The sequence below is a fragment of the Rubneribacter sp. genome (genome assembly GCF_965361815.1).
In genome coordinates this window covers 1-21,236 of record NZ_CBDTNW010000153.1, presented here as the reverse complement: position 1 = coordinate 21,236, position 21,236 = coordinate 1, and the positions used below count along the sequence as shown (strand labels likewise).

General features: G+C 67.3%; 19 protein-coding genes, 1 tRNA gene and 1 pseudogene. 5 read left to right on the top strand and 16 right to left on the bottom strand.

The genetic code is table 11. The annotated features are described in order from the left end of the window. Positions 1-301 precede the first annotated feature (301 nt). The 13 genes from ACWKY3_RS11415 to ACWKY3_RS11355 all read right to left on the bottom strand — a co-directional run bounded on the left by ACWKY3_RS11415 (position 302) and on the right by ACWKY3_RS11355 (position 12,911). On the bottom strand, positions 302-796 hold the full coding sequence (locus ACWKY3_RS11415; RefSeq protein ID WP_449316528.1) for a 3-isopropylmalate dehydratase small subunit: 495 nt from the start codon (positions 794-796) through the stop codon (positions 302-304). A 16-nt stretch (positions 797-812) separates the two neighbouring features. After that, a complete protein-coding gene (gene leuC, locus ACWKY3_RS11410; protein WP_449316527.1) occupies positions 813-2,111 on the bottom strand; it encodes a 3-isopropylmalate dehydratase large subunit in 1,299 nt (432 codons plus the stop codon). 166 nt (positions 2,112-2,277) lie between these two features. After that, on the bottom strand, positions 2,278-2,883 hold the full coding sequence (locus ACWKY3_RS11405) for a spore coat protein SP96 (protein ID WP_449316526.1): 606 nt from the start codon (positions 2,881-2,883) through the stop codon (positions 2,278-2,280). 360 nt (positions 2,884-3,243) lie between these two features. Beyond that, a complete protein-coding gene (locus tag ACWKY3_RS11400; RefSeq protein ID WP_449316525.1) occupies positions 3,244-4,137 on the bottom strand; it encodes a peptidoglycan-binding domain-containing protein in 894 nt (297 codons plus the stop codon). 5 nt (positions 4,138-4,142) lie between these two features. After that, entirely contained in the window at positions 4,143-5,192 is a 1,050-nt protein-coding gene (locus tag ACWKY3_RS11395) for a polyprenyl synthetase family protein (RefSeq protein ID WP_449316524.1), read from the bottom strand. A gap of 390 nt (positions 5,193-5,582) precedes the next feature. Next, positions 5,583-5,667 (bottom strand) — tRNA-Leu (locus tag ACWKY3_RS11390). Positions 5,668-5,805: 138 nt separating this feature from the next. Further along, the gene (locus ACWKY3_RS11385; protein WP_449316523.1) at positions 5,806-6,780 is read right to left on the bottom strand and encodes a Ppx/GppA phosphatase family protein; all 975 of its coding nucleotides are present in this window, start codon (positions 6,778-6,780) and stop codon (positions 5,806-5,808) included. A 9-nt stretch (positions 6,781-6,789) separates the two neighbouring features. After that, positions 6,790-7,815 carry a septum formation initiator family protein gene (locus ACWKY3_RS11380; RefSeq protein WP_449316522.1) on the bottom strand — a complete coding sequence of 342 codons (1,026 nt, stop codon included), beginning with the start codon at positions 7,813-7,815 and terminating at the stop codon, positions 6,790-6,792. Positions 7,816-7,988: 173 nt separating this feature from the next. Continuing rightward, the gene (locus ACWKY3_RS11375) at positions 7,989-8,369 is read right to left on the bottom strand and encodes a metal-dependent transcriptional regulator (RefSeq protein WP_449316521.1); all 381 of its coding nucleotides are present in this window, start codon (positions 8,367-8,369) and stop codon (positions 7,989-7,991) included. Between the two features lie 600 nt (positions 8,370-8,969). After that, complete coding sequence (locus ACWKY3_RS11370; protein ID WP_449316520.1) at positions 8,970-9,197, bottom strand: FeoB-associated Cys-rich membrane protein; 228 nt, start codon at positions 9,195-9,197, stop codon at positions 8,970-8,972. Between the two features lie 124 nt (positions 9,198-9,321). Further along, positions 9,322-11,859 carry a ferrous iron transporter B gene (gene feoB / locus ACWKY3_RS11365; protein WP_449316519.1) on the bottom strand — a complete coding sequence of 846 codons (2,538 nt, stop codon included), beginning with the start codon at positions 11,857-11,859 and terminating at the stop codon, positions 9,322-9,324. Between the two features lie 154 nt (positions 11,860-12,013). Then, entirely contained in the window at positions 12,014-12,250 is a 237-nt protein-coding gene (locus ACWKY3_RS11360; RefSeq protein WP_449316518.1) for a FeoA family protein, read from the bottom strand. Positions 12,251-12,620: 370 nt separating this feature from the next. Beyond that, positions 12,621-12,911: a FeoA family protein gene (locus ACWKY3_RS11355; protein WP_449316517.1), complete on the bottom strand. Its 291-nt coding sequence runs from the start codon at positions 12,909-12,911 to the stop codon at positions 12,621-12,623. Between the two features lie 257 nt (positions 12,912-13,168). Between ACWKY3_RS11355 and thrC the strand changes: the two genes are divergently transcribed. Beyond that, the gene (gene thrC, locus ACWKY3_RS11350) at positions 13,169-14,722 is read left to right on the top strand and encodes a threonine synthase (RefSeq protein WP_449316516.1); all 1,554 of its coding nucleotides are present in this window, start codon (positions 13,169-13,171) and stop codon (positions 14,720-14,722) included. Positions 14,723-14,759: 37 nt separating this feature from the next. Next, positions 14,760-15,104, top strand: coding sequence for a winged helix-turn-helix domain-containing protein (locus ACWKY3_RS11345; RefSeq protein WP_449316515.1), 345 nt, complete (start codon positions 14,760-14,762; stop codon positions 15,102-15,104). A gap of 160 nt (positions 15,105-15,264) precedes the next feature. Here the strand turns inward: ACWKY3_RS11345 and ACWKY3_RS11340 are convergent, their stop codons facing one another. Further along, complete coding sequence (locus tag ACWKY3_RS11340) at positions 15,265-15,930, bottom strand: response regulator (protein ID WP_449316514.1); 666 nt, start codon at positions 15,928-15,930, stop codon at positions 15,265-15,267. Beyond that, positions 15,927-17,054, bottom strand: a complete 1,128-nt coding sequence (locus ACWKY3_RS11335) for a sensor histidine kinase (protein WP_449316513.1) — start codon at positions 17,052-17,054, stop codon at positions 15,927-15,929. Before ACWKY3_RS11335 ends, ACWKY3_RS11340 begins: the two co-directional genes overlap by 4 nt. 215 nt (positions 17,055-17,269) lie before the next feature. Between ACWKY3_RS11335 and ACWKY3_RS11330 the strand changes: the two genes are divergently transcribed. From ACWKY3_RS11330 to ACWKY3_RS11320, 3 genes are all read left to right on the top strand, one after another. Beyond that, positions 17,270-18,205 (top strand): ABC transporter ATP-binding protein, encoded by a 936-nt coding sequence (locus ACWKY3_RS11330; protein WP_449316512.1) that lies wholly within the window; start codon positions 17,270-17,272, stop codon positions 18,203-18,205. 191 nt (positions 18,206-18,396) lie between these two features. Next, a complete protein-coding gene (locus ACWKY3_RS11325) occupies positions 18,397-19,620 on the top strand; it encodes an ABC transporter permease (protein WP_449316511.1) in 1,224 nt (407 codons plus the stop codon). After that, entirely contained in the window at positions 19,607-20,839 is a 1,233-nt protein-coding gene (locus ACWKY3_RS11320) for an ABC transporter permease (protein WP_449316510.1), read from the top strand. The genes ACWKY3_RS11325 and ACWKY3_RS11320 overlap by 14 nt, the downstream gene beginning before the upstream one ends. A gap of 199 nt (positions 20,840-21,038) precedes the next feature. Here ACWKY3_RS11320 and ACWKY3_RS11315 read toward each other — a convergent pair. Beyond that, positions 21,039-21,236: pseudogene (locus tag ACWKY3_RS11315) on the bottom strand (InlB B-repeat-containing protein); the annotation flags it as partial.

The following is a 21,236-nucleotide window of genomic DNA, read 5'->3' as shown; positions in this document are numbered from 1 at the left end:
TTTTCTTTTCCCTCCGTCATCCTTTCGCGCTTTCCATTCCCTCCATACCTCAAGGAAGAACCCCAAGATAGCGGCCACGGCAGCCGCGGCAGTGAGAATTTTCTCCACCATGGCGATCGCTCCTCTCTTAAAAGAAGCGCCGCCCGCGATCGGACTTCACCGACTTCGCCATTCTATCTGTACAACGTCGTACCATTCAAGGGCGAAATCGGAAGGAGAAGGAGAAACGGAGCCGCCCGATTGCAGCGCGTCGATCGCCGCAGCCTTAGACGGCCCCGTCGCCTGGAAAACGGCGGGGCGCCTACTTCCCCAACCTCTCCTTCGTGCGGTTGATAAGCCCGCCGGCCTCGATGATCTCGCGGATGAACGGCGGGAACGGCTGGGCCTGGAAGGTCTGGCCCGTCGTCTCGTCCACGATGGTGCCGGAATCGGCGTCCACGCTCACCACATCGCCGGCCGAGATGGCGTCTACGGCTTCCGGACACTCCATGATGGCAAGCCCGGTGTTGATGGAGTTGCGGTAGAAGATGCGCGCGAAGCTCTTCGCAATGACCACGTCCACCCCCGCCGCCTTGATGGCGATGGGAGCGTGCTCGCGCGAGCTGCCGCAGCCGAAGTTCTCGTCGGCCACGATGACGTCGCCCGGGCGCACCTTCCGAACGAACTCGGTGTCGAGGTCCTCCAGGCAATGCTTGGCCAGCTCCGCCGGATCGGAGGTGTTCAGATAGCGGGCCGGGATGATGACGTCGGTGTCTATGTCGCGCCCGTAACGATGCGCGGTTCCCTTGAAGTGCATAACGGCGACCCCTTCCCTATTCCGCGTCCGTCGCGTCGGCGGCGACGGGCTCCAAATCGTTCGGCAGGCCGATATGCCCAAGCACGGCGCTCGCCGCGGCCACGGCCGGCGAGGACAGGTACACCTCGCTCGTCGGGTCGCCCATGCGGCCGACGAAGTTGCGGTTCGTAGTGGCGATGGCGCGCTCGCCTGCGGCGAGGATGCCCATGTAGCCGCCCAGGCACGGGCCGCACGTGGGCGTGGACACGGCGCAGTTCGCGTCCATGAACACGTCCATAAGGCCCTCCTCCATGCACTGCCGGTACACCTGCTGCGTGGCGGGGATGACGATGCAGCGCACGTCAGGGTGCACTTTGCGGCCGCGCAGCACCTCGGCTGCCTGGCGCATGTCGGCGATGCGGCCGTTGGTGCACGAACCGATGACGGCTTGGTCGATCTTCACATCGCGCGCCTCGGCCACCGGGCGCGTGTTTGAGGGCAGGTGCGGGAACGCCACCGTCGGCTGGATGGCGGCGGCGTCGATCTCGTACACCTTCGCGTACCGCGCATCCGGGTCGGAATGGTACTCGGTGTAGGGGCGCTCCACGCGGCCGTCCAGGTAGGCGCGCGTCACGTCGTCCACCTCGATGAGGCCGGCCTTGCCGCCCGCCTCGATGGCCATGTTGGAAATGCTCATGCGCTCGTCCATGCCCATGTTCCGGATGGCGCTGCCGGTGAACTCCATGGCCTGGTACAGCGCGCCGTCCACGCCGATCATGCCGATGATGTGCAGGATGACGTCCTTGCCGGTGACGCCGGGAGCCAGCTCGCCTTCGATCTTGAACAAAAGCGACTCGGGCACCTTGAACCACGCACGCCCGGTGGCGTACCCCACGCCGGCGTCGGTGGAGCCCACGCCCGTGGCGAACGCCCCGAGCGCGCCGTAGGTGCAGGTGTGGCTGTCCGCGCCGATGATGAGGTCGCCCGCGCCCACAACGCCCTGCTCGGGCAGAAGCGCGTGCTCAACGCCCATGCAACCCACCTCGTAGTAGTGGGTGATGCCCTGCTCGCGCGCGAAGTCACGCACGATCTTGGCCTGCTCGGCGCTCTTGATGTCCTTGTTGGGCACGTAATGGTCGGGCACGAGCGCAATCTTCGCGGGGTCGAACACGCGCTCGACGCCGATCTTGCGGAACTCCTTGATGGCGATGGGGGCGGTGACGTCGTTGGAAAGCACGAGGTCAAGATCGCATTCGATCAGCTGGCCCGGCTCCACTTCGTCTAGCCCCGCATGGGCGGCGAGAATCTTTTCCGCCATGGTCATGGGACGTGGCATGCGTTGCTCCTTCATATGCGATGGGTCTCGTCTGGTCCGCGCAGAGAGCGCCGGCCGTGGAAAACGACGCCCATTGTACCACTGCGATTCGCCGACAAAGAAGAGGGGCCCGCGCAGGGCCCCTCCATGTGAAGCGATTTCCAGATTTGCGAGTCCAGCCGGCCGCCTACCACGAGCCGTGGTAACCGTACCCGGAATAGCCAAGAGATCCCGCCGCGCTGAACATCGCCGCGGTGACCATGCCGCCGATCACCAGGCTGATGACGATCCCCAGCACCACCCATACGGCGAACCCGATGATGGAGAACTTGATGGCGTCGTTTTTCACCTGCGGCATCTTGTCGACATTCGCAAGCCACGCGACCACGATGCCGCCGATGCCCAAAAGAGCGCCCACGACGAACCAGCCGAACTTCATGCCGCCGGTCAGCTGCATGAGCGGCGCGGGCGGATAGACGGGCTGGGGCGCGTAGTGCGTCGGAGCCGCGGATTGGGCCGGCTGGGGCTGGGGTTGCGCCTGGGGCGGAACATGCGCGCCGGCAGGCGGCTGCTGCTGGGGCGGGACCGGAGCGGCCGCGGGCGGTTGGGGCTGCGACGCCTCGGGCGCCGGCGTCGGCTGGGCGGCTTCGGGCGCCGGCGTCGGCTGGGCGGCCTCGGGGGCCGGCTGCTGGGCCGCGGCCTCGGGGGCCGGAGCGGCGGAGGGAGCCTGCGAGGATTCGGAGGGCTGCGACGCCTCGGGCGCCGGCTGGTTGTTCTTCTGCTCTTCGGTCATGAGAAGCACCTGCTTTCGTGTCGATAGACGTCGTTCGCGTTCAGGCGACGCGCCTTGTTCGGGCGGTTCGCCTGGACGCAACGGCTGCGGCATTGCGCCGCCGAACAGCGCAAGTATACAACGGGAACGAACGACGGAGAGGCACCGTCATCGAACCGAAAAGCAAATACATCAGGCGGTGTAGGCGATATGCGAGGCGCGCACATCAGACGGCGTAGGGGGCGCAGGCGCTGTAAGCGGCGGAGGAGACGCGTGCGGCACGTGTGGACCGCACGCATCGCACGCGGACCGCACGAGCCGCAACGCGAGGCCCCTTTCAAACAAGGCCGCTCGCCGCATCTTGCGGAGAGCGGCCGCTTCCTACGAGAGCGCCACGCACAAGGCGTCGAGCAGCGTGATGGCGAAGTGCTGAGCGGACCGCCCGATGCCGGCGTCCTCCCACATGGTGCCCGGAAGCTCGATGGCGATGCGAGCCGGCACCGCGGCGTCGGACACCCCGATGGCCGTCTCCAACCGCAGGGGCAAAGATCCTTCGTCCTCGAAGCTCACGCGCGGGACGCTTCCCGTGGCCTCTTCGGGCAAGACGATGTGCACAAGCAGCATGTTTTCGTCGGGCGCGACCAAAAGCGAGTCGGCGCTCATGATCTTGGAGGCGGGGTTGGTGGCCAGCGCCAGATTCGACATGCGCGAGGCCACGCTGCGCGTGAACTCCTGCGTGCCGAACAGGCAAAGCGCGTTGCTCTCAAGCACGTCGGCCGCGCGGGCGAACCCCAGATGGTTCGAGCCGTGCACAGCCTCCTTGCCCTCCCACGAGTGATGGAGGTTGCGGATGGCGGCGTAAGTGTACGCCCCGGCGATGCCGTCCGAGGGAAGGCCCATGTTCAGCTGGAACTTGCGCAGCGCCAGCTCGGTGAAGGCCCCGAAGATGCCGTCCGTCTCGCCGCAGGCGAATCCCAAAGCGCCCAGCGCATGCTGCAATTCCAAAACGTCGTGTCCGTGAAAATGGGGCATCCTCAAGTAGAGCGTGCGATCGCCCAGCGTGAACGAGGCGTCCACGAGCGCAGCCCATACGCGGTCGTCCACCTGGTCCGTCGCGGGAAGGCCCTGCCTTTCGCAGAATGCCCGAACCGCAGCGGCGGTGGCCTCCCCGAACGCGCCGTCCACGCCCGCAGGCGCCAGAAGGCCGATCGTCGCCAGGCGCTGCTGCACGTCCTCGACGGCCGGGCCGGTATCGTGTCGTTTGATGGTGTCCATGGCTGCTACCTCAGTCTGTTCACGAACCAATCCGCCATACCCACCAGCAGGTCCCGAGAATCCGAGGGACGCACCATGTCGATCAGGCGGTTCTTCGCGATGCTCGTCAGATTCTCCGCGTAGTTGCGCGCGTACTCGATGCTGCCCGACGCTTCCATGATGGCCACGGCCTCGGCGAGCACGGCCGGGTCCTTCTCCTTCGAGGAGAGGATCTCGATGAGGCGGTCGCGGTCGGCGGAGCGCTGCAGCGCGTGCACCACCATGAGCGTGCGCTTGCCTTCCGTGATGTCGTTGCGGAAGTCCTTCTTCGTGCTCTCCTCGGAGCCGATGAGGTTCAGCAGGTCGTCTTGGATCTGGAACGCAAGGCCCGTGTCCAGGCCGTAGTTGCGCAGCGCCTCTATCTCGGCTTCGGTGCCGCCGCCGATGATGGCGCCGATGGCCAGCGGCACGGCACCGGAGTAATGCGCCGTCTTGTGCGTGGCCATGACCAGGTAATCTTCCGGCGTGATGTCGTAGCGGCCGTCGCGCGCCCAACCGATGTCGAGCGCCTGGCCCTCGATGGTGCGGCGCGTCATTTCGATGAGCTCGGTGATCACGCGCACCTTGCAGGCGTCATCGAGGCTTGGATCGGACACCACCGTGCCGTTCACCAGGGAAAGCGCAAGATCGCCCGCGTTGATGGCCAGCCCTATGCCCTCGGTGAGGTGCATGCACGGCTCGCCACGGCGCAGCTCGGCCTCGTCGGCGATGTCGTCGTGGATGAGCGCCGCCGTGTGGAAGTGCTCGATAGCGGCAGCCGCGCTGGTGGCCCGACTCATGTCGCCCCCGACCGCGCGGCATGCGGCGAAGCAGATGAGCGGCCGATGGCGCTTGCCGCCGTTTCTGCTGTAGGCGATGAGCGGATCGTACAGGTACCGGTCCATGTCGGCATGCGAGCCCTTCGGGATGTAGGCGTTGACCAGGTCGCCCACACGGTCGGCGTAAACGGTCAGGTACTCTTCGAACGAATCGGAGGGCTCTTGCACTGCGGAGATGATATCGTTGATGTTGTCCATAGCGCTTTCTCGGTAGGCCTCGGCATAATTTGGAAACTTCATGGTAGCACAAGAATCGAGGGCGACTTCCCCCTGCCGGGCGAGCAGCCCATTTTTCCGGTTTTCTCCGCATATCCGGCAGGTCTTGCGCCTGCGCGCGGCGGCGTGGCGGGCTGCGGGAGGCGGCGGCTACGCGGCAGACTGCGGCGCGGCGGCGGGCGGCGTGGCGGGCGGCGAGCTGCGGGAGGCGCGACGGACTTCCCGTGCGGCGGCGCTCTGGCGAGCGGTCTGGCGAATCGCCCTCCCAACACGCCCGAATCGGAGAGCCTCTGAGCCAATGACAGCGCTTCGCCACTACAACGGTAATGGATTCAGGAAAAGGGGCCCCGGACATTTTTCAGACTGGGGGCCTGGTAGGGGCGGTGGGACTCGAACCCACAAGGCCGAAGCCGGCAGATTTTAAGTCTGCTGCGTATGCCAATTCCGCCACGCCCCCGCTGCCTGATCGATCGAAGCCGCGCCGCATGCGGCGCGACCGGCAAGATCCTATGGTAGCAAAACTTCGGCCTTGGAGGGAGCGGCGCGCAAGCGAACGCCTCCCCCAAAAGCCCGCTTCTCGGACAACGGCATCGGGTCAGGCCGTCGCCGCGTCGAGGATCATCCCGTGCAGGATATCCGACTCGCTCACCGTGAACGAATCCGCCCGCGCCAGGTCGAGCACGCCCCGCAAGATAACCATGCCCGCCACGATAACCGGCGCGCGGCCCGGGTCAAGCCCGGCGATCCGCTCGCGACGCGCAAGCGGAACGCTCCTGAGCAGGTCGTGCACGCCTTCAAGCTCCGCACGGCTCACCTGCGCGCCGTGCACGCGCGCCGAGTCGTAGACTTCCATGCGCTCTCGGACGGAGACGACCGTGGTCGCCGTGCCCGCAACCGCCACCAGCCGATCGGCCGAAAACCCCGAGCCGCGCAGCTCGTCGAAGAACGGACCCATCTCCTGAAGCACCCAGTCGCGCGCGCCGTCCAGCTCGGCCGCGCTCGGCGGATCGGCGGCGAAGAAGCGCTCGGTCACACGCCGGCATCCGATGTTGAACGAGCGGGAGCGCACAGGCTCGCCACCCGCCGGACCTGCCACCACCTCGGTTGAGCCGCCGCCTATGTCCACGACGAAGAGCCTCTCCCCGGGAAAGTCGCTCGACGCGCCCTTGAACGAGAGCGCCGCCTCCTTCTGACCGGGTATGACCGCCAGCTCAACGCCCAAGCGCGCCAGCAGCGCCGCGAACTCGTCTGCGTTGCCCGCGTCCCGCGCGGCGGACGTCGCCATGGCCGTGACCTGGATGGGCGGCGATCCCGCAGGCGAAAGGGAGTCAAGGACGCGCCGGTAACGCCCGACGGCTGCGGCGACGCGCTCCATGGCCCGGGGGTCGAGCATGCCCGTTGCGTCCACGCCTTCGCCCAGATTGGTTATCTCGTACTCGCGGTCAAGCTCGCGCAGGCGTCCTTGGCCGTCGATGTCGGCCACCAGCATGCGGCACGTCACCGTCCCGATGTCGATGGCGGCGTAGCGGCCGGCGCGCACGGGGCGCGAATCCGACGGACCCTGACCCATAACACCCTCCTATTCGACGCCGAACAGCGCATCGAGCAGCGGCGAGTACCACGTCTCGGGCGCCTCGACGCTGCCGGGAACGATGTTGGCCCGGAACGTGCCGGCCTCGTCGTCCTCCAGGTCCAGTCCGCTGACCGTGGCCGTCTCCTCGCCCTTCTTCACCCATCCGAACTGCTCGTGGGCACGGCTCTCCACGCCCGCGTCCGTTTGAAGCGAGGCGACGTCCGCCGCGAGCGCCGCGTTGCGCTCCTCAAGCGCCGCGTACTCGGCCTCCAGGCGGTCGTTCTCGCGAAGCGCTTGGTAGTACTGCTGCGCCGCCGGATACAGGAACAGGCACGAGAGCACAAGGCACGCCGCCACCGCCGCCGCGGTGATGAGCTTGGGGGACGCCTTCACCGAGAACCGGGACGACGGCATGGAGAAGCGGCCGCCCTCCGCGCGGCTCTGCATGCGGGCGGCTTGGCGATGCTTCGACCCCATCCGCCCCTCGTAGACGGCCGCGCGAGGGGCGTCCGGCGAAGGCTCGGCGCTCTGCCCTCCGTCGCCGAACTGCTTGGAGAACGCACGCTCGGCCTTGCGCTTGGCGCGGGATCTCCGCCGCTCCTGCGCACGGGACGCCCGTCCGCTCCTGCGGGCGTCCTCGGGGTCGGCCCCCTCCCCCGCTCCATCGGAGGTTGAAAAGCGGCGCGACGACGGGCGCGATCCCGCCGCATCGCGGGAAAACGAGGCGCGTCCGTCATCCGAAGCGCGAGCATGCCGCCCGCGAACGGCGCCTGCGCGGGAAACGTCCGTCGACGACGCGGCGAAGCCCGTCCGAGCGGAGGCCCGGCCCGTCGCAACGGCCCTCCCCGAGGCGGACGAGCGAGCGCTCTGCCGAAACGGCGATTCGAATCCAACAGGATAGTCGTCTGCGTAACGCAGCGGAAGCGAGGGCGCGGCCAAGGAGCGCCCCGATGAGGACGCGCCTCGTTTCGCCTCGTCGAACGAGAGTATGTTCGCCTGTCTTGGCACCTGGGTTTTCGCCCCTTTGCGCATCGTGGTTCGTTGGTGGTGTGTTCAATGCAAGAGCTGCTGTCAGGATACCACACCGCAAGGCGCGCTTCCACCGCCGAAAAAGACGAAAACCGCCCGTGTTCGACACGTCATCTTCGGGCCGATGCGGCGGGCCACCGAGGAAAACGAGGGACGCAGGGCGCGGGGCGGCGCGCCTACAGGTTGAGCTTCTTAATATAAGAACTCCATTTTTCGAACGATTCATCGCTGATGGCGTGCTCCATGAGGCACGCCTCCCGCTCGGCCCGCTCCTCGGGTATGCCGAGCGCCTTGGACAGGAACAGGGACAGCATGCGATGCCGGTCGAGCACGGAGGATCCGTAGGCGTAGCCTTCCTCGGTCAGCGTGACGTCGCCGTAGTACGGCTGCTCGGCCAGGCCCTGCTCTTTGAGCGCGGAGACGGCTTTGTTCACAGACGCCTTCGAAACGCCCAGCTTAGTCGCGATGTCGACCGAACGCACCGACGCCTCCGTCGTCCCTCCCAGCATGACGATGGCCTCCAAGTAGTCCTCATGCGACATAGACATCTTTTTCACGGAACCCTCCTATCGCTTTGCGCCATAGTACCACACCCGCATCGCCATCGAGCGGGACGAGCGGAAGGGGCGAAAGGAGGACGCTGCGGAAGGTTGGCGACAACGCATCGGGCAGCGCGGCGTCGCCGCAGGAAGGCTGCGCGGCCAAGCGCAGCGGAAAAGTTTGAGAGGAGAGGCCGGCGAGGGAAGAGGGGGATGATCCCTCGCCGGCTGCTGCGCGATGAACGGCCAGACGAGAGGAGCCTTCATCGCAGGGTCAGCAGAAAAGAGGAGGTATGCCGACTGCGACCTTGTCGCTTCCGACAATGATTAGTCTAGGCTAACTTACCGGGAGCGTCAAGCGATTCTGCTTTGAAGTTTGCCCGGGCTTACAATTTCTCCACAAGCGGGATGCGGCGGCGCGAGCGGGGCGGCGCAAACGGGGTGGCGGAGGCAGGGAAGCTGCGGAGGTGGGAGCGTCCGAGGGGTCGGCCGAACGTAAGGACGCAGCATCCGGGGAGGCCGGGGGAAGCGAACGCGAAAGCGGAAACACACCCCCCCCCACCGCGCAATCCCGTGCGAGGCGAGGAGCGAGAAGCGCCCACAAGCCGGCCAAAGCGCTCAGCTGCGGGCCCGAGCCGCCTTTTGCATGTCGGCCGCCATCCTGTCCGCGGCGGCGCATCCCGCGCATCCGGCGCATCCGCCGGCGCACGAGCCTTCGTCCTTGCGGCAGTCGCACAGCCCGCTTCTCCACATGCGGCGCACGGCCAGAAACGCCAGCGCCGCGATTATCAGGGCCACAACCACCGTCGAGGGGGTGAACTCCAAACCGAGCAGCACGATGCTCATCTCCTTCCAAAAACGGTCCGGAAGGCAAGCCGCCCCCCTTCCGGGCGCGAACTGCCTTCCGAACCTGGCCTGCGGCTCGACTCACGGGCGCAGACCCGAACCTGCCTGGGATGCCGGGCGAGCCTTACGCCGCGCTCCCCTCCGCCTCCAGGCCGCCTGCCGCCGCAGGCCTCTTCTCCTTGAACACGGGCATGGGGCGGAATATCTGGAACAGCATGCCGGCAGCCACCAGAATGGCGACGACCGTCCACACGTTGAAGCCGATCTCGCCGGTTATCAGCCCGCCGAACTGGTAGAACATCAATCCCACGCACCAGGCGAACACCGTCATGTAGCCGATGGCGAACCAGGTCCACTTGGCGCTTTCCATCTGGCGGCGGATGGTGCCGATGGCGGCGAAGCACGGCGCGCACAGCAGGTTGAACGCGCAGAACGCCAGTATAGCCGGAACGGAGCCCGCCAGCATGGCGGCGAAGGCGGCCCACATGGTGGGGTCGGTTTCGCCCGCCTCGCCCAAGCTGGTCAGGATGCCCACCGTGGCCACGACGTTCTCCTTGGCCACCAAGCCCGTGATGGAGGTGACGGTGGCCTGCCAGTCGCCGAAGCCCAGCGGCGCGAATATCCAGCCGATCGCGTTGCCCAGGCCTGCCATGAGGCTATACTGGATGTAGTTGTCGGCCTCGGTGTCAAGCAGGCCGAACCCTTCGCCCGTATCGCCGAAGTTCATGAGCAGCCAGATGACGATGGTGGACAGGAAGATGATGGTGCCGGCCTTCACCACGTAGCTCTTGATGCGCTCCCACGTGGACATCAGGATGGACTTCACCGTGGGCAGATGGTAGGAGGGAAGTTCCATGACGAACGGGGACACCTCGCCTGCGAACATCCTGGTCTTCTTCAGCATGATGCCGGAGACGATGATGGCGATGACGCCCAGGAAATAGAACAGCGGGGCGATCCACCACGTCTCCTCGGTGTTGCCTCCGGCGATGGCGCCGAACACAAGCGCGATGATGGGCATCTTCGCGCCGCAGGGGATCATGGTGGTGGTCATGATGGTCATGCGGCGGTCGCGCTCGTTCTCGATGGTCTTGGTGGCCATGACGGCGGGCACGCCGCAGCCGGAAGCCACCAGCATGGGGATGAAGCTTTTGCCGGACAGGCCGAAACGGCGGAAGATCCGGTCCATGATGAAGGCGACGCGCGCCAGGTACCCGCAGCCCTCCAAGAAAGCCAGCAGCAAAAACAGGATGATCATCTGCGGGATGAAGCCGATGACCGCGCCCACGCCGGCCACGATGCCGTCCATGACCAGGCTCTGGAGCCACGGGGCCACGTCGGCCGACTCAAGCGCGCCGCCGATGAGCGCTCCCAAGCCCGGAATCCACAGACCCCACGACCCGTCTGCGGGGTCGGGTTCCTCGGCCTCAATCGCGCTCGCGAACGCAGCGGCGTCCACCTTAGAGGACGTGCCGGCCTCCTCGTCCTCGACGATGCCGACCACGCCGGCGGCCTCGGCTTCTTCTTGGAAGGCGGCCAGGGCGGCCTCGTCTGCCGCCGTGGGCTCTTCGGCCTCGAGCGCGGCAAGGGCGCCCTCGACGTCGATGCCCTCCTCTTCGGCGGCGGCCAGATACGCCTCCTTGTTGGCCTGCTCGGCCTCCCATTCGGCCGCAGCCTCCTCGAACGCGGCGCCGCCGGTGTAGAGCCAGCCGTCGCCGGAGATGCCGTCGTTGGCCCAGTCGGTAACCACGCCCGTGCCCACGGAGATGGCCAGGTAGTACACAAGCGCCATGATCACCACGAACACGGGCAGGCCGAGCCAGCGGTTGGTGACCACGCGGTCGATCTTCTGGGTGGTGGTCATGCCCTTGCCCGAGCGCTTCACCGTCTGGCTGACCAGATGCTCGATGGCGCCGTAGCGCTCCGAGGTGACGATGCTCTCGGCGTCGTCGTCAAGCCGCTCCTCCGCTTCGCCGCGAACGGCCTCCACGGCCTTGAGGTCCGCCTCGGGAAGCTTCAGGGCGGCGATGGTGCGCTCCTCGCCCTCGAACAGCTTGATGGCGAACCAGCGGGCGGTGGCGGCGGGCACGCGCGACCCCAGGATGCTCCGAATCTTTGAGAGGGCGTCTTCCACCGCCGCGTCAAACGGCAGGTCCGGCTCCGGAGCCTTCTTGGATTTCGCCTGATCGATGGCGGTGGCGATCAGCTTGTCCGTGCCGTCGCCCTTAAGCGCGGAGATCTCCACCACCGGGCAGCCCAAACGGCGGGACAGGCCGGATGCGTCTATCTTGTCGCCGTTTCTCCTCACCACGTCCATCATGTTGAGCGCCACCACCACCGGAACGCCCAGATCGAGGATCTGGGTGGTCAGGTACAGGTTGCGCTCGAGGTTCGTGGCGTCCACCAGGTTGATGACCACGTCCGGGCCGCCGTCCAACAGATAGTCGCGCGTCACGATCTCCTCGGGAGAGTACGGAGACAGCGAGTAGACGCCCGGGAGGTCGGTGACGACGACGTCCTTGTCGCGGGTGTACCTTCCCTCCTTCTTCTCGACGGTCACGCCCGGCCAGTTGCCAACGTATTGGCTGGCACCGGTCAGATCGTTGAACAGCGTCGTCTTGCCGCAGTTCGGATTGCCGGCAAGCGCTATGCGAATTCCCATGATCTGCCCTTCCTGCAAGTTAAATGTGGCTAACTCAATACCAAAAAAGAAGCGCTTCTCGCGCGTACCCTCGTTCCCTGACGCCCCGTCGCACGCCCTGCGGCGCCGCGCCGCAAACAAATTGCCGGCGGCCGCGCCGCGTGCGCGGCGCGCGTCAGGCGACGAGGATGCTCTCGGCCTCGCTTTTGCGCAGCGAGAGCTCGTAGCCGCGCACGGTGACCTCGATGGGGTCTCCAAGCGGGGCCACTTTGCGAACGTACACGTCCGTCCCCTTCGTGATGCCCATGTCCATGATGTGGCGCTTGAGCGCGCCCTCGCCCGTCAGACGGCGGACGGTGGCGGACTCGCCGATGGCCACATCGCGCAGCGTTTTGCCCTGGGTCCCAGCCATGCATCTTCTCCTTCCTTGCCTTCTGCCCTTTCGTTGCCGACGGCACCGCACGGGAACCGCCGCCTTGCCGATCGTCGCTTGCCGATCGTCGCTTGCCGCTCGTCGTCTCGCCGATCGTCGCTTGCCGCTCGCTCGATGTTTCACGTGAAACATTCGTTCGCGCTCAACCGTGCGGCGCGTGCGGTCTCGGCCCGCGCGCGGAAACGCCGCCTTCCGCGCCGAAACGCTTCACGCGAAGCGCTCGTCCACTCGGGAAAACGCAGGCCCCGAAGACGCCGAGGGGCAAGCGGCCCTCCGAGCATGCGGACCAGCACGCGACGCCTCCCATGAAGCGCCTCGCGAAGCGGAAACCCCGAGCGCGAACGTCGCGTCAAGCCGCCGTTATGATGCGCGACGCCACCTGGCGGTTAAGGGCCACCTGCGTGCCCTTGACCTCCACGATCAGGTCTCCCGCCACCTCGGAGACGACCTTCACCTGAGCGCCTTCGACAAATCCGAGGTTCTCCAGATGATGGTGCAGATCACCCTTGCCCCGCACCTTCGCGATGCGGGCGGCCTCTCCCCCCTTCAAAAAGGAAAGGGGCAGGTGGTGGGCCGAGGCGCTCGAGACGTCGCCTTGGCGGGACGCCGCCTGCATGCCGGCGGCCAGTGCGTTGTCCATGTCGACTCCCATCGAGTTAGCTCCATGCAACATAAAGTATCTTATAGCAAACAGCGTCCGATTGGAAGCCCCGGCTAACATTTTTTCCAGAAGCCCGCCTTGCGGAGGCGGGCGGCGCACCCTCCTCGCCGCCGCCGCTCGACGCTTGGCGCGCGCATATTGCGTGAAATTACCCCTCCGCTTGCCGCCTGGGAATTTGCCCTCATAGTATACTGTGTGCGAATAATGCAGCCACGCTGCGGCGGAAAGGGCGGAACATGGCCGAGAACCTCTACATCGACACGCGCGGACGCGCCGAGCGTCCGGTCCCCTTCACGCAGGCCGTCATCGACGGTCTGGCCGAAGGCGGCGGGCTGTACGTGCCCGAGCGCGTTCCCGAGCTTTCGCTCGACGAGATCGGCGCCTTGGCCGCGCTGCCGTACGCCCAACGCGCGGCGCGCATCTACGAGGCTTATCGCATCGACCTGCCGGCCGACACCATCGAGGCGCTCATGGCGCAAGCCTACGGCGACAACTTCGACGACGAGCGCATCTGCCCCATCACCTCGCTCACGGCGAGCACCCACGTGCTGGAGCTGTGGCACGGCCCCACGAGCGCGTTCAAGGACATGGCGCTGCAGTGCCTGCCGAAGTTCTTCTCGGCGAGCGCCAAGCAGCTGCGCGAGCAGGGCAAGCTCGATCACGACTTCATGATCCTCGTGGCCACGTCGGGCGACACCGGCAAGGCGGCGCTCGAGGGCTTCCGCGACGCCGAGGGCACCTCCATCGGCGTCATGTACCCCGACGGCGGCGTGAGCGACATCCAGTTCAAGCAGATGGCCACCCAGCGCGGAAAGAACGTGCAGGTGTGGGGCGTGCGCGGCAACTTCGACGACTGCCAAAGTGGCGCGAAGAACGTGTTTTCCGACGAAGCCTTCGCCGCGCGGCTGCTGGACGAGCACGGTATCGCGCTCTCCAGCGCGAACTCCATCAACTGGGGGCGCCTCATGCCCCAGATCGTCTACTATGTGTCGGCCTACGCGCAACTTGTGGCCGACGGCAAGCTGGGACTGGGCGATGAGCTGGACGTGTGCGTGCCCACCGGCAACTTCGGCAACATCCTGGCCGCCTACTACGCCAAGCGCATGGGCACTCCGCTGGGCATGCTTTTCTGCGCGAGCAACGAGAACCGCGTGCTCACCGACTTCATCAACACGGGCACCTACGACATCGCGCAGCGCGACTTCGTGCTCACGCCGTCGCCGTCCATGGACATCCTCGTGTCGTCGAACCTGGAACGCCAGCTGTTCGAGCTGACGGGCCGCAACGCCGCCGCCATCGCCGGCTGGATGGACGACCTGCGCGAGAAGCGGCGCTTCCGCGTGGACGAGGGCACGTTCGCGAAGGTGCGCGCGCAGTTCTCCGCAGACTCCGTGGACAATGCCACGTGCCTTGCCGCCATCAAGCGCGTGTTCGACGAGCACGGCTACCTGCTGGACCCGCACACCGCGGTGGCCTACCAAGCCGCCGAGAACCTGCGGGGCGAAAACCCCGTGCTCATCGCGAGCACGGCGCACTGGGCGAAGTTCGGCGACAACGTGTACCGCGCGCTCCACGGCATCGCGCCGGGAGATCCGCTGCCCGACGACGTGGCCGCGCTTTCGGGCTGCGCGCTCAACGAGCTGATCGCGCGCGAGACGGGCGCGACCGGCATCCCGCGCGGCCTGGCGGAGCTTGACGGGCTGCCCGTGCGCTTCGACGAGGTCATTGGAAACGCGACGGACGACATCGAGGCGGCGGTGACGCGCTTCCTCGACCGATTGGACGACTAGCGCACCAAGGGCGCGCGAAAGGGAAGGAACCGCAACCATGGGCCAGCTCAAAAACCTCAAACCCACCGTCAGGCTCTCCATCATGAACCCCGGCGCCGAGAGCGGGTCGCTGTTCGGCCGCGGCATCGCGAGCCTGTGCCTGGGCGTGCGCGAGGCCGGTTCGCTCAACGCCGCCGCGAAGGGCATGGGCATGGCCTACAGCAAGGCCTGGCGCATCATCAAGGACACCGAGGCGGCGCTCGACGTGCAGCTGCTCCACCGCGACGGCGCGCACGGCAGCAGCCTGACCGCGGAGGGCGACAAGATCCTCGACGCCTACCTGGCCATCGAGGAGCGGATCCAGCGCGAAGCCGAGAAGGCGTTCGAAGAGCTTCTTAAGTAGGGGCGGAGCGCGAGGGCGCGAGGCCGGGGCGCTGGCGAGACGCAGGGGCGCGAGGCCGGGACGCTGGCGAGGCACGGCAGACGGAGCGGGGCGCGGGCGAGGACCTTGCGCTGACGGACCCGCCCCGCCGCCTGGCCGAGAGACGGGCGAAGCGGGGCCGTCAGCGGACGCGGCAGCAGCGGATGGCCAGCTGGGTGCGGTTCTTGAGGCCGAGCTTCTGCAGGCAGGCGCTGATGTGATTGCGCACGGTGCCCTCGCTCAGGTAGAGGCGCGCGGCTATCTCGCGGTTGTCCAGGCCCTCGGCCACAAGCTCCGCGACGGCGCGCTCGCGGTCGGTGAGCGCATCGAGGGCGGGCGCAGGCTCGGCGGCAGACGCGGGTTCGAGGGTGGGCGCAAGCTCGGCAGGGGCCGCGCCGCGCACGAGCGCCTCCACCCGGCCGAGCACCTCCTCCCCAAGCACGCTTTGGCCGGCCACGACCGCGCGCAAGGCCGGCGCGATGGTGGCCACCTCCTGTTTGATCAGGTAGCCTCGCGCGCCAAGGCGCAGAGCGCGGGCGATGTAGCCGTCGTCGGAGAACGTGGTGAGGAACACCACGCGCGCGTCGGGATGCGCGGCCAAGATGCGCTCGGCGGCGTCGATGCCTCCCATGCCCGGCATCTGAATGTCCATGAGCAGCACGTCGGGCGCGTGCTCGTCGTAGAGCGCCACCGCCTCCTCGCCGGTGCCGCCCAGGGCAACCACCTCCACGTCGTCTTGGGCCCCCAGGATGGTCTGCAGCGACTGCCGCACGAACGGGTCGTCATCGACGATGATCGTTTTGATCATGCCTTTCCCTCCCTCTCCTTCGGCACGGCGGCGAACACGCGGAAACCCCCGCCCGCCTGCTGCTCGGTGCGCAGACGTCCGCCAAGGGCCTCCACGCGCTCCTCCATCGACTCCAAGCCAAGGCCCCGCGCGCCAAACGCCTTCCCCGCCGCCGCATCCTCAGACGCGCCCGCCGCCATGCCCTTCCCCGCCGCCGTGCCGTTGTCCTGCACGATAAGCTGGTAGAGCGCCGGATACTCGACCACCGACACGTCCACGCGCGTGGCGTCGCTGTGGCGCGCGACGTTGGAGAGCGCCTCGCGCACGCACGCCATCAGGCACTGCGCCACAGGCGGCGGCACCGTGCGCGCGTCGAAGGACAGGCGCACGTTGGGAAGCCCGCACGCGCCGATGACCTCTTCGAGCCGGGAGCGCAGGTCGAAGGAGTCGTCGTGCAGGTCATGGACGCTTCTACGCACGGTGTCCATGGCCTCGTGCAGCGTTGAACCCACCTGGGCCAGCTCGGCGCGGATGGGCGCGTCATCCGCGTGGACCACTTGCAGGGCCTCCACCTGCAGCACCGATCGCGTGAGCAGATGCCCCACGTTGTCGTGGATCTCGCGGGCGATGCGGGCGCGCTCGGCCAGCGTGGCCAGGCGCACCTCGTAGTCCTGCGAGGCCGCAAGCTCGTGGTTTTTCCGGGACAGCGACAGCGAGCGCTCCTGCAGGTCGTCGCGCAGCCGCCGATAGCGGGCGCGCTCGTCTGCGGCGCGTTGCGCGCGCAGCGCCATGAGGCACGCCATGACACAGAGGGCGCAGAGGGCCGCAAGGGGCAGCGGCTCGAGCAGGCGAACGGCGGCGGCGAGCGGCACGAGCCACGCCAGGCGCACCGGCCAGGCGCGCTCGAAGGCAAGGACGTAGGCCGCAAGCGGCAGAAACGACGCGAACGCGGGCAGGACGAGCGCCGCCGCCAGGTAGGCGCCCGCAACGCCGAGGCGCACGGGAGGGGCGGAGGGCACATCGAAGCAGCACGACAGCGTCACAGCGGCCAGCAGCGCGACGACATGCGCGCCCGAAAGCCCCGGAGACGACAGAAGCAGCAGGCAGAGCGCCGCGAGGATGATCTGGTCAACAACGCGTTCCATGGGCGACAGTATACGCCTTTCGCACGGGAAGAGAGGGGATGGCGCAAGCGAGGACAACCGCAGGTTGCATCCCGCAGGCCGCATCCGTGACAAACGTCATGGCCTGCCGGCGAAACGATGACAGACGACACTTCTGCGGCGGGGACGCATCGGGCATCATGGAACGTAAGAGAATTCGGCGCCCTTGCGCGCCGACGGACAGACGAGGAGGGCTCATGGACATCGTGGCCGTTGACAACTTGGTGAAGCGCTACGGCGAGGTGCTGGCGCTCGACCATTTCAGTCTGCGCATCGAACCAGGAGAGGTGTTCGGGCTTCTGGGGCCGAACGGGTCGGGCAAGACCACGGCCATCAACTGCATCCTGCAGCTGCTCACCTACGACAAGGGCACGATCGAGCTTTTTGGCCAGCCCATGCGGCCTGCGCGCTACGATCTGAAGCGGCGCATAGGCGTGGTGCCGCAGAACGTGGCGGTGTTCGAGGAGCTGACGGTGCGGGAGAACATCGACTACTTCTGCGGCCTGTACGTGGGCGACCGCGCACGACGGCGGGAGCTTGTGGAGGAAGCCGTGGCCTTCGTGGGGCTGGAGGGCTACGAGCGGTTCCGGCCGCGCAAGCTCTCGGGCGGGCTTTTGCGCCGTCTGAACATCGCGTGCGGCATCGCGCACAAGCCCGAGCTCGTGTTCTTCGACGAACCCACCGTGGCCGTGGATCCGCAGAGCCGCAACGCCATCCTCGAAGGCATCCGGCAGATGAACCGCGCCGGCTCCACCGTGGTGTACACGAGCCACTACATGGAGGAGGTGGAGGAGATCTGCACGCGCCTCATGATCATGGACCGGGGGCAGGCGCTGGCCGTTGGCACGAACGCCGAGCTCAAGGCCATGATAGGCATGGGAGAGAAGATCCGCATCGACGTGCCGGAGCTTTCCGACGAGACGCTTGCCCGCATCAGCGCGCTGCCCAACGTGCAGCGCGCGCTCTACCGCGAAGGCGCGCTTGACGTGGCATGCGCCAACGCCACGAGCAATGTGAGCGACGTGCTGGCCGTGCTGCAGAGCGCGGGCGCCACGACCGGCCGCATCTGGGCCGAACCCCCCACGCTCAACGACGTGTTCCTGGAGATTACCGGCACCGAACTGAGGGATTAGCCCGCCTTGCCGTTCGGGAAAGCGGCGAGGGGGGCCGACGCTGCGATCTGCCGCGGCGCCCGCCTTGACGCTTTCGCGCTTGCCCTCGCGTGCGAAGCGCTCGGCCGCACGACGCGGCGAATCGGGTCATCGCAGCATATCTCGCTGACTTTTTGTGGACCGGTAAGGTTTTTGAGGAAGAAGGTGATGTGGTGTTTAATGTGTTCAAGGGGACGCTTTTGGCGCTTGCGCGGGAGCGGTCCATCCTCATCTGGGCGCTTGCGTTTCCGCTCGTCCTCTCCACGATGTTCGTGTTCATGTTCGCCAACCTCGATGAGAATGCCCAGCTCAAGCCCATCCGCACGGTCGTCGTGGCCGACGCCGGCTACGAGGCCGCGCCGGGGTTCGCCGAGGTGATGGAGGCGCTGTCGGAGCCGGGCGACGGCCAGCTGCTCGATGTCGCGTACGCGTCGAGCGAAGAGGAAGCCGTCGAGATCATGCGCGCCACCGACACCGGCGGATCAGTGTTCAACAGCGGTGTGGCTAACGAGGGTGCCGTGGGCTACGTAGCAACGGACGCCGACGGAACGCCGAGCGTGCATGTGCGCGGCGGCGTGCAGCCCAACTCGGTTGACAGCGCGAACCAGTCCGTGCTCAAGACGGTGGTGGACAACTACCTGCGCAGCCGCACGCTCATCGAGGACGCGGCGCGCGAGAACCCGGCGGCGCTGGCTGACGCGCAGGCCGTCTCCCAGCTTCTGGGCATGTCCGATTTCACGGAGAAGATCGATGTCACGCGCAATCCGCCGAAGGCGACGGTGCGCTTCTACTTCGCGCTTCTGGCCATGGCGGCGCTGTTCGGCGGGCAGGTGGGGATGATCGCCATCTGCCGCGTGCAGCCGAACCTGAGCGCGCTTGGCGCCAGGCGAGCCTTAGGGGCCGTGAGCCGCGCGAGGACGCTTGTAGCCACCCTTGGTGCGAGCTGGGCGCTATCGTTTGCCTGCCTCCTGGTCGCGTACGCCTACGTTCGCGTGGTGGCGGGCGTGGATTTCGCTGGCCGGGATGGAGCATGCGTCGTCGCGCTGGCCGCCTCGTCGCTTTTGGCGACGGCCTTGGGAACGCTCATCGGCAGCGTGGCGAAGATCGACGCGGGCGTCAAAGGCGGGCTGCTGAGCGCCGTCGTGTGCCTGTCCTCGCTGTTCGCGGGGTTGTACGGAACCCCCGTCATGGAGTTGGCCGACGACCTGAACGCGGCGTTTCCCCTGCTCGAGCTTCTCAATCCCGCCACGCAGATCTCGCAGGCGTTTTACAGCATCATGTACTACGACACCTTTCAGCGCACGGCGGAGCATGTGGCGGTCTTGCTGGCCATGACGGCCGCGCTGCTGGCCGTGTCCTCGATCCTCGTGAGGAGGCAGCGCTATGCAAGTCTTTAAGGCAGCGGTCGCGATCGCGCTTCGACACCCCCTCTACCTGCTCGTCTACGCCGTCGGACTCAGCCTGATGGGAGTGCTCATGGCGGGCAACCTCTCGTTCGGGGAGGGAGACGACGCGCCGTTCGAAGCGTACCGGACGACGTTTTCCGTCATCGACCGCGACGACAGCGAGATCTCGCGGGGTTTGGCGGAGTGCTTGAGAGCGCGCGGCGCCGAGGTGCCGCTCGACGACACGGAGATCGCCCTGCAGGACGCCGTGGCGAAGGGACGAAGCGAGTGCGTCCTCATCGTGCCGGAGGGCTTCGGGCAGGCGCTCATCGAGTCTGCGCGCGCAGGCGGCGAGACGCCGACGATCGAGACGGTGTACAGCTACTCCTCCCTCGAGGGCAGTCTTCTGGACCAGGAGGCGAACGAGTACGCAAGCCTCGCCCGCGCCTGGGCGGCGATGTCGCCCGATTCCCCGCCAGCCGACATCGCCGCGCACGCGGAACGCGCGATGGGCGAATCGGCGCAGGTGGACACCGTGCAGATCGGCGGAGGGGCCGGCGGCGAGCAACGTTTCGTGTTCTACCTGGCATGGGGCACCTACACCCTGTTCGCCTCCATCGTCGTGTGCGTGGGGCTGGTCATGGGCACGCTCAACCGCACCGACCTGCACCGGCGCAACCTCGTGTCGCCCCTTTCAGCCACCGGGCACAACCTGCAGGTGGCGGCTGCGGCGCTGGTGGTGACGGCGGGTGTGTGGCTGTTCACCACGGCGGTGGGCCTTGTCGCATTCGCCGAGTCCGCCGCGCAGGTAAGCACTGCGGGACTCGCGCTCATGCTGGCGCTGTCGTTCGCGTTTGCCACCGTTCCGCTGTGCACAGGATACCTGCTCGGCCAATTGGGGGTGAGCGAGATGGTTGGCAACGCCGTCGGCAACATCGCGGGCATGGCGGTGTCGTTTCTGGGCGGCGTGTGGGTGTCCTTCGACCTGCTGGACCCTGCCGTGCAGGCCATCGGGCGCTTCTCGCCCGCCTACTGGTACACCGACGCGCTGCAGCGGGCGGCCGTACTCGAAGCCCCCTCGCTCGACGCGCTCGCGCCGATCTTGGGTGATTTGGGCGTGCTGCTGCTGTTCTCGGCGGCCCTCTTCTCTGCGGCGCTGGTGGCGAGCCGGCTGCGCGCGCAAAGCGCCGACGCCGGCGGGAACGCCGGCGCGGCGCGGGCGCGGGGGTGACGGGGCCGCAGGGATCGCGAGCGCGGAGGTGACAGGGCTGCGGGGATCGCGCGCACCGCAAGCGGCGCGACGCTCGCGGTGCGCGCCGTAGGAGCCGCAGGAACTGCGGCCCTCGCGGCCTCCGCGTCGCACTCCCCGCGGTGCGCGCCGCTCCCCCATCTTCCCGCCCTTTCGCTTTCGGACCGCGCATGCGCGGTCCTCAGAACACGGCGATGCCGTCGTAGGCAGGCGCGCCCCAGTCCAGATAGACCGTCGTGCTGCGGGTGATGCGCGCCGAGAGGGCGGAAGCCCCCTCGGCGGAGGCCGTCGCGTACGCCCCCGGCCCGCAGACGGCCTCGCGCGCCTGGCCGCGGTCGACAAACCCCGCGCCCGGAACCCTTTCGGCCGACAACCTCGC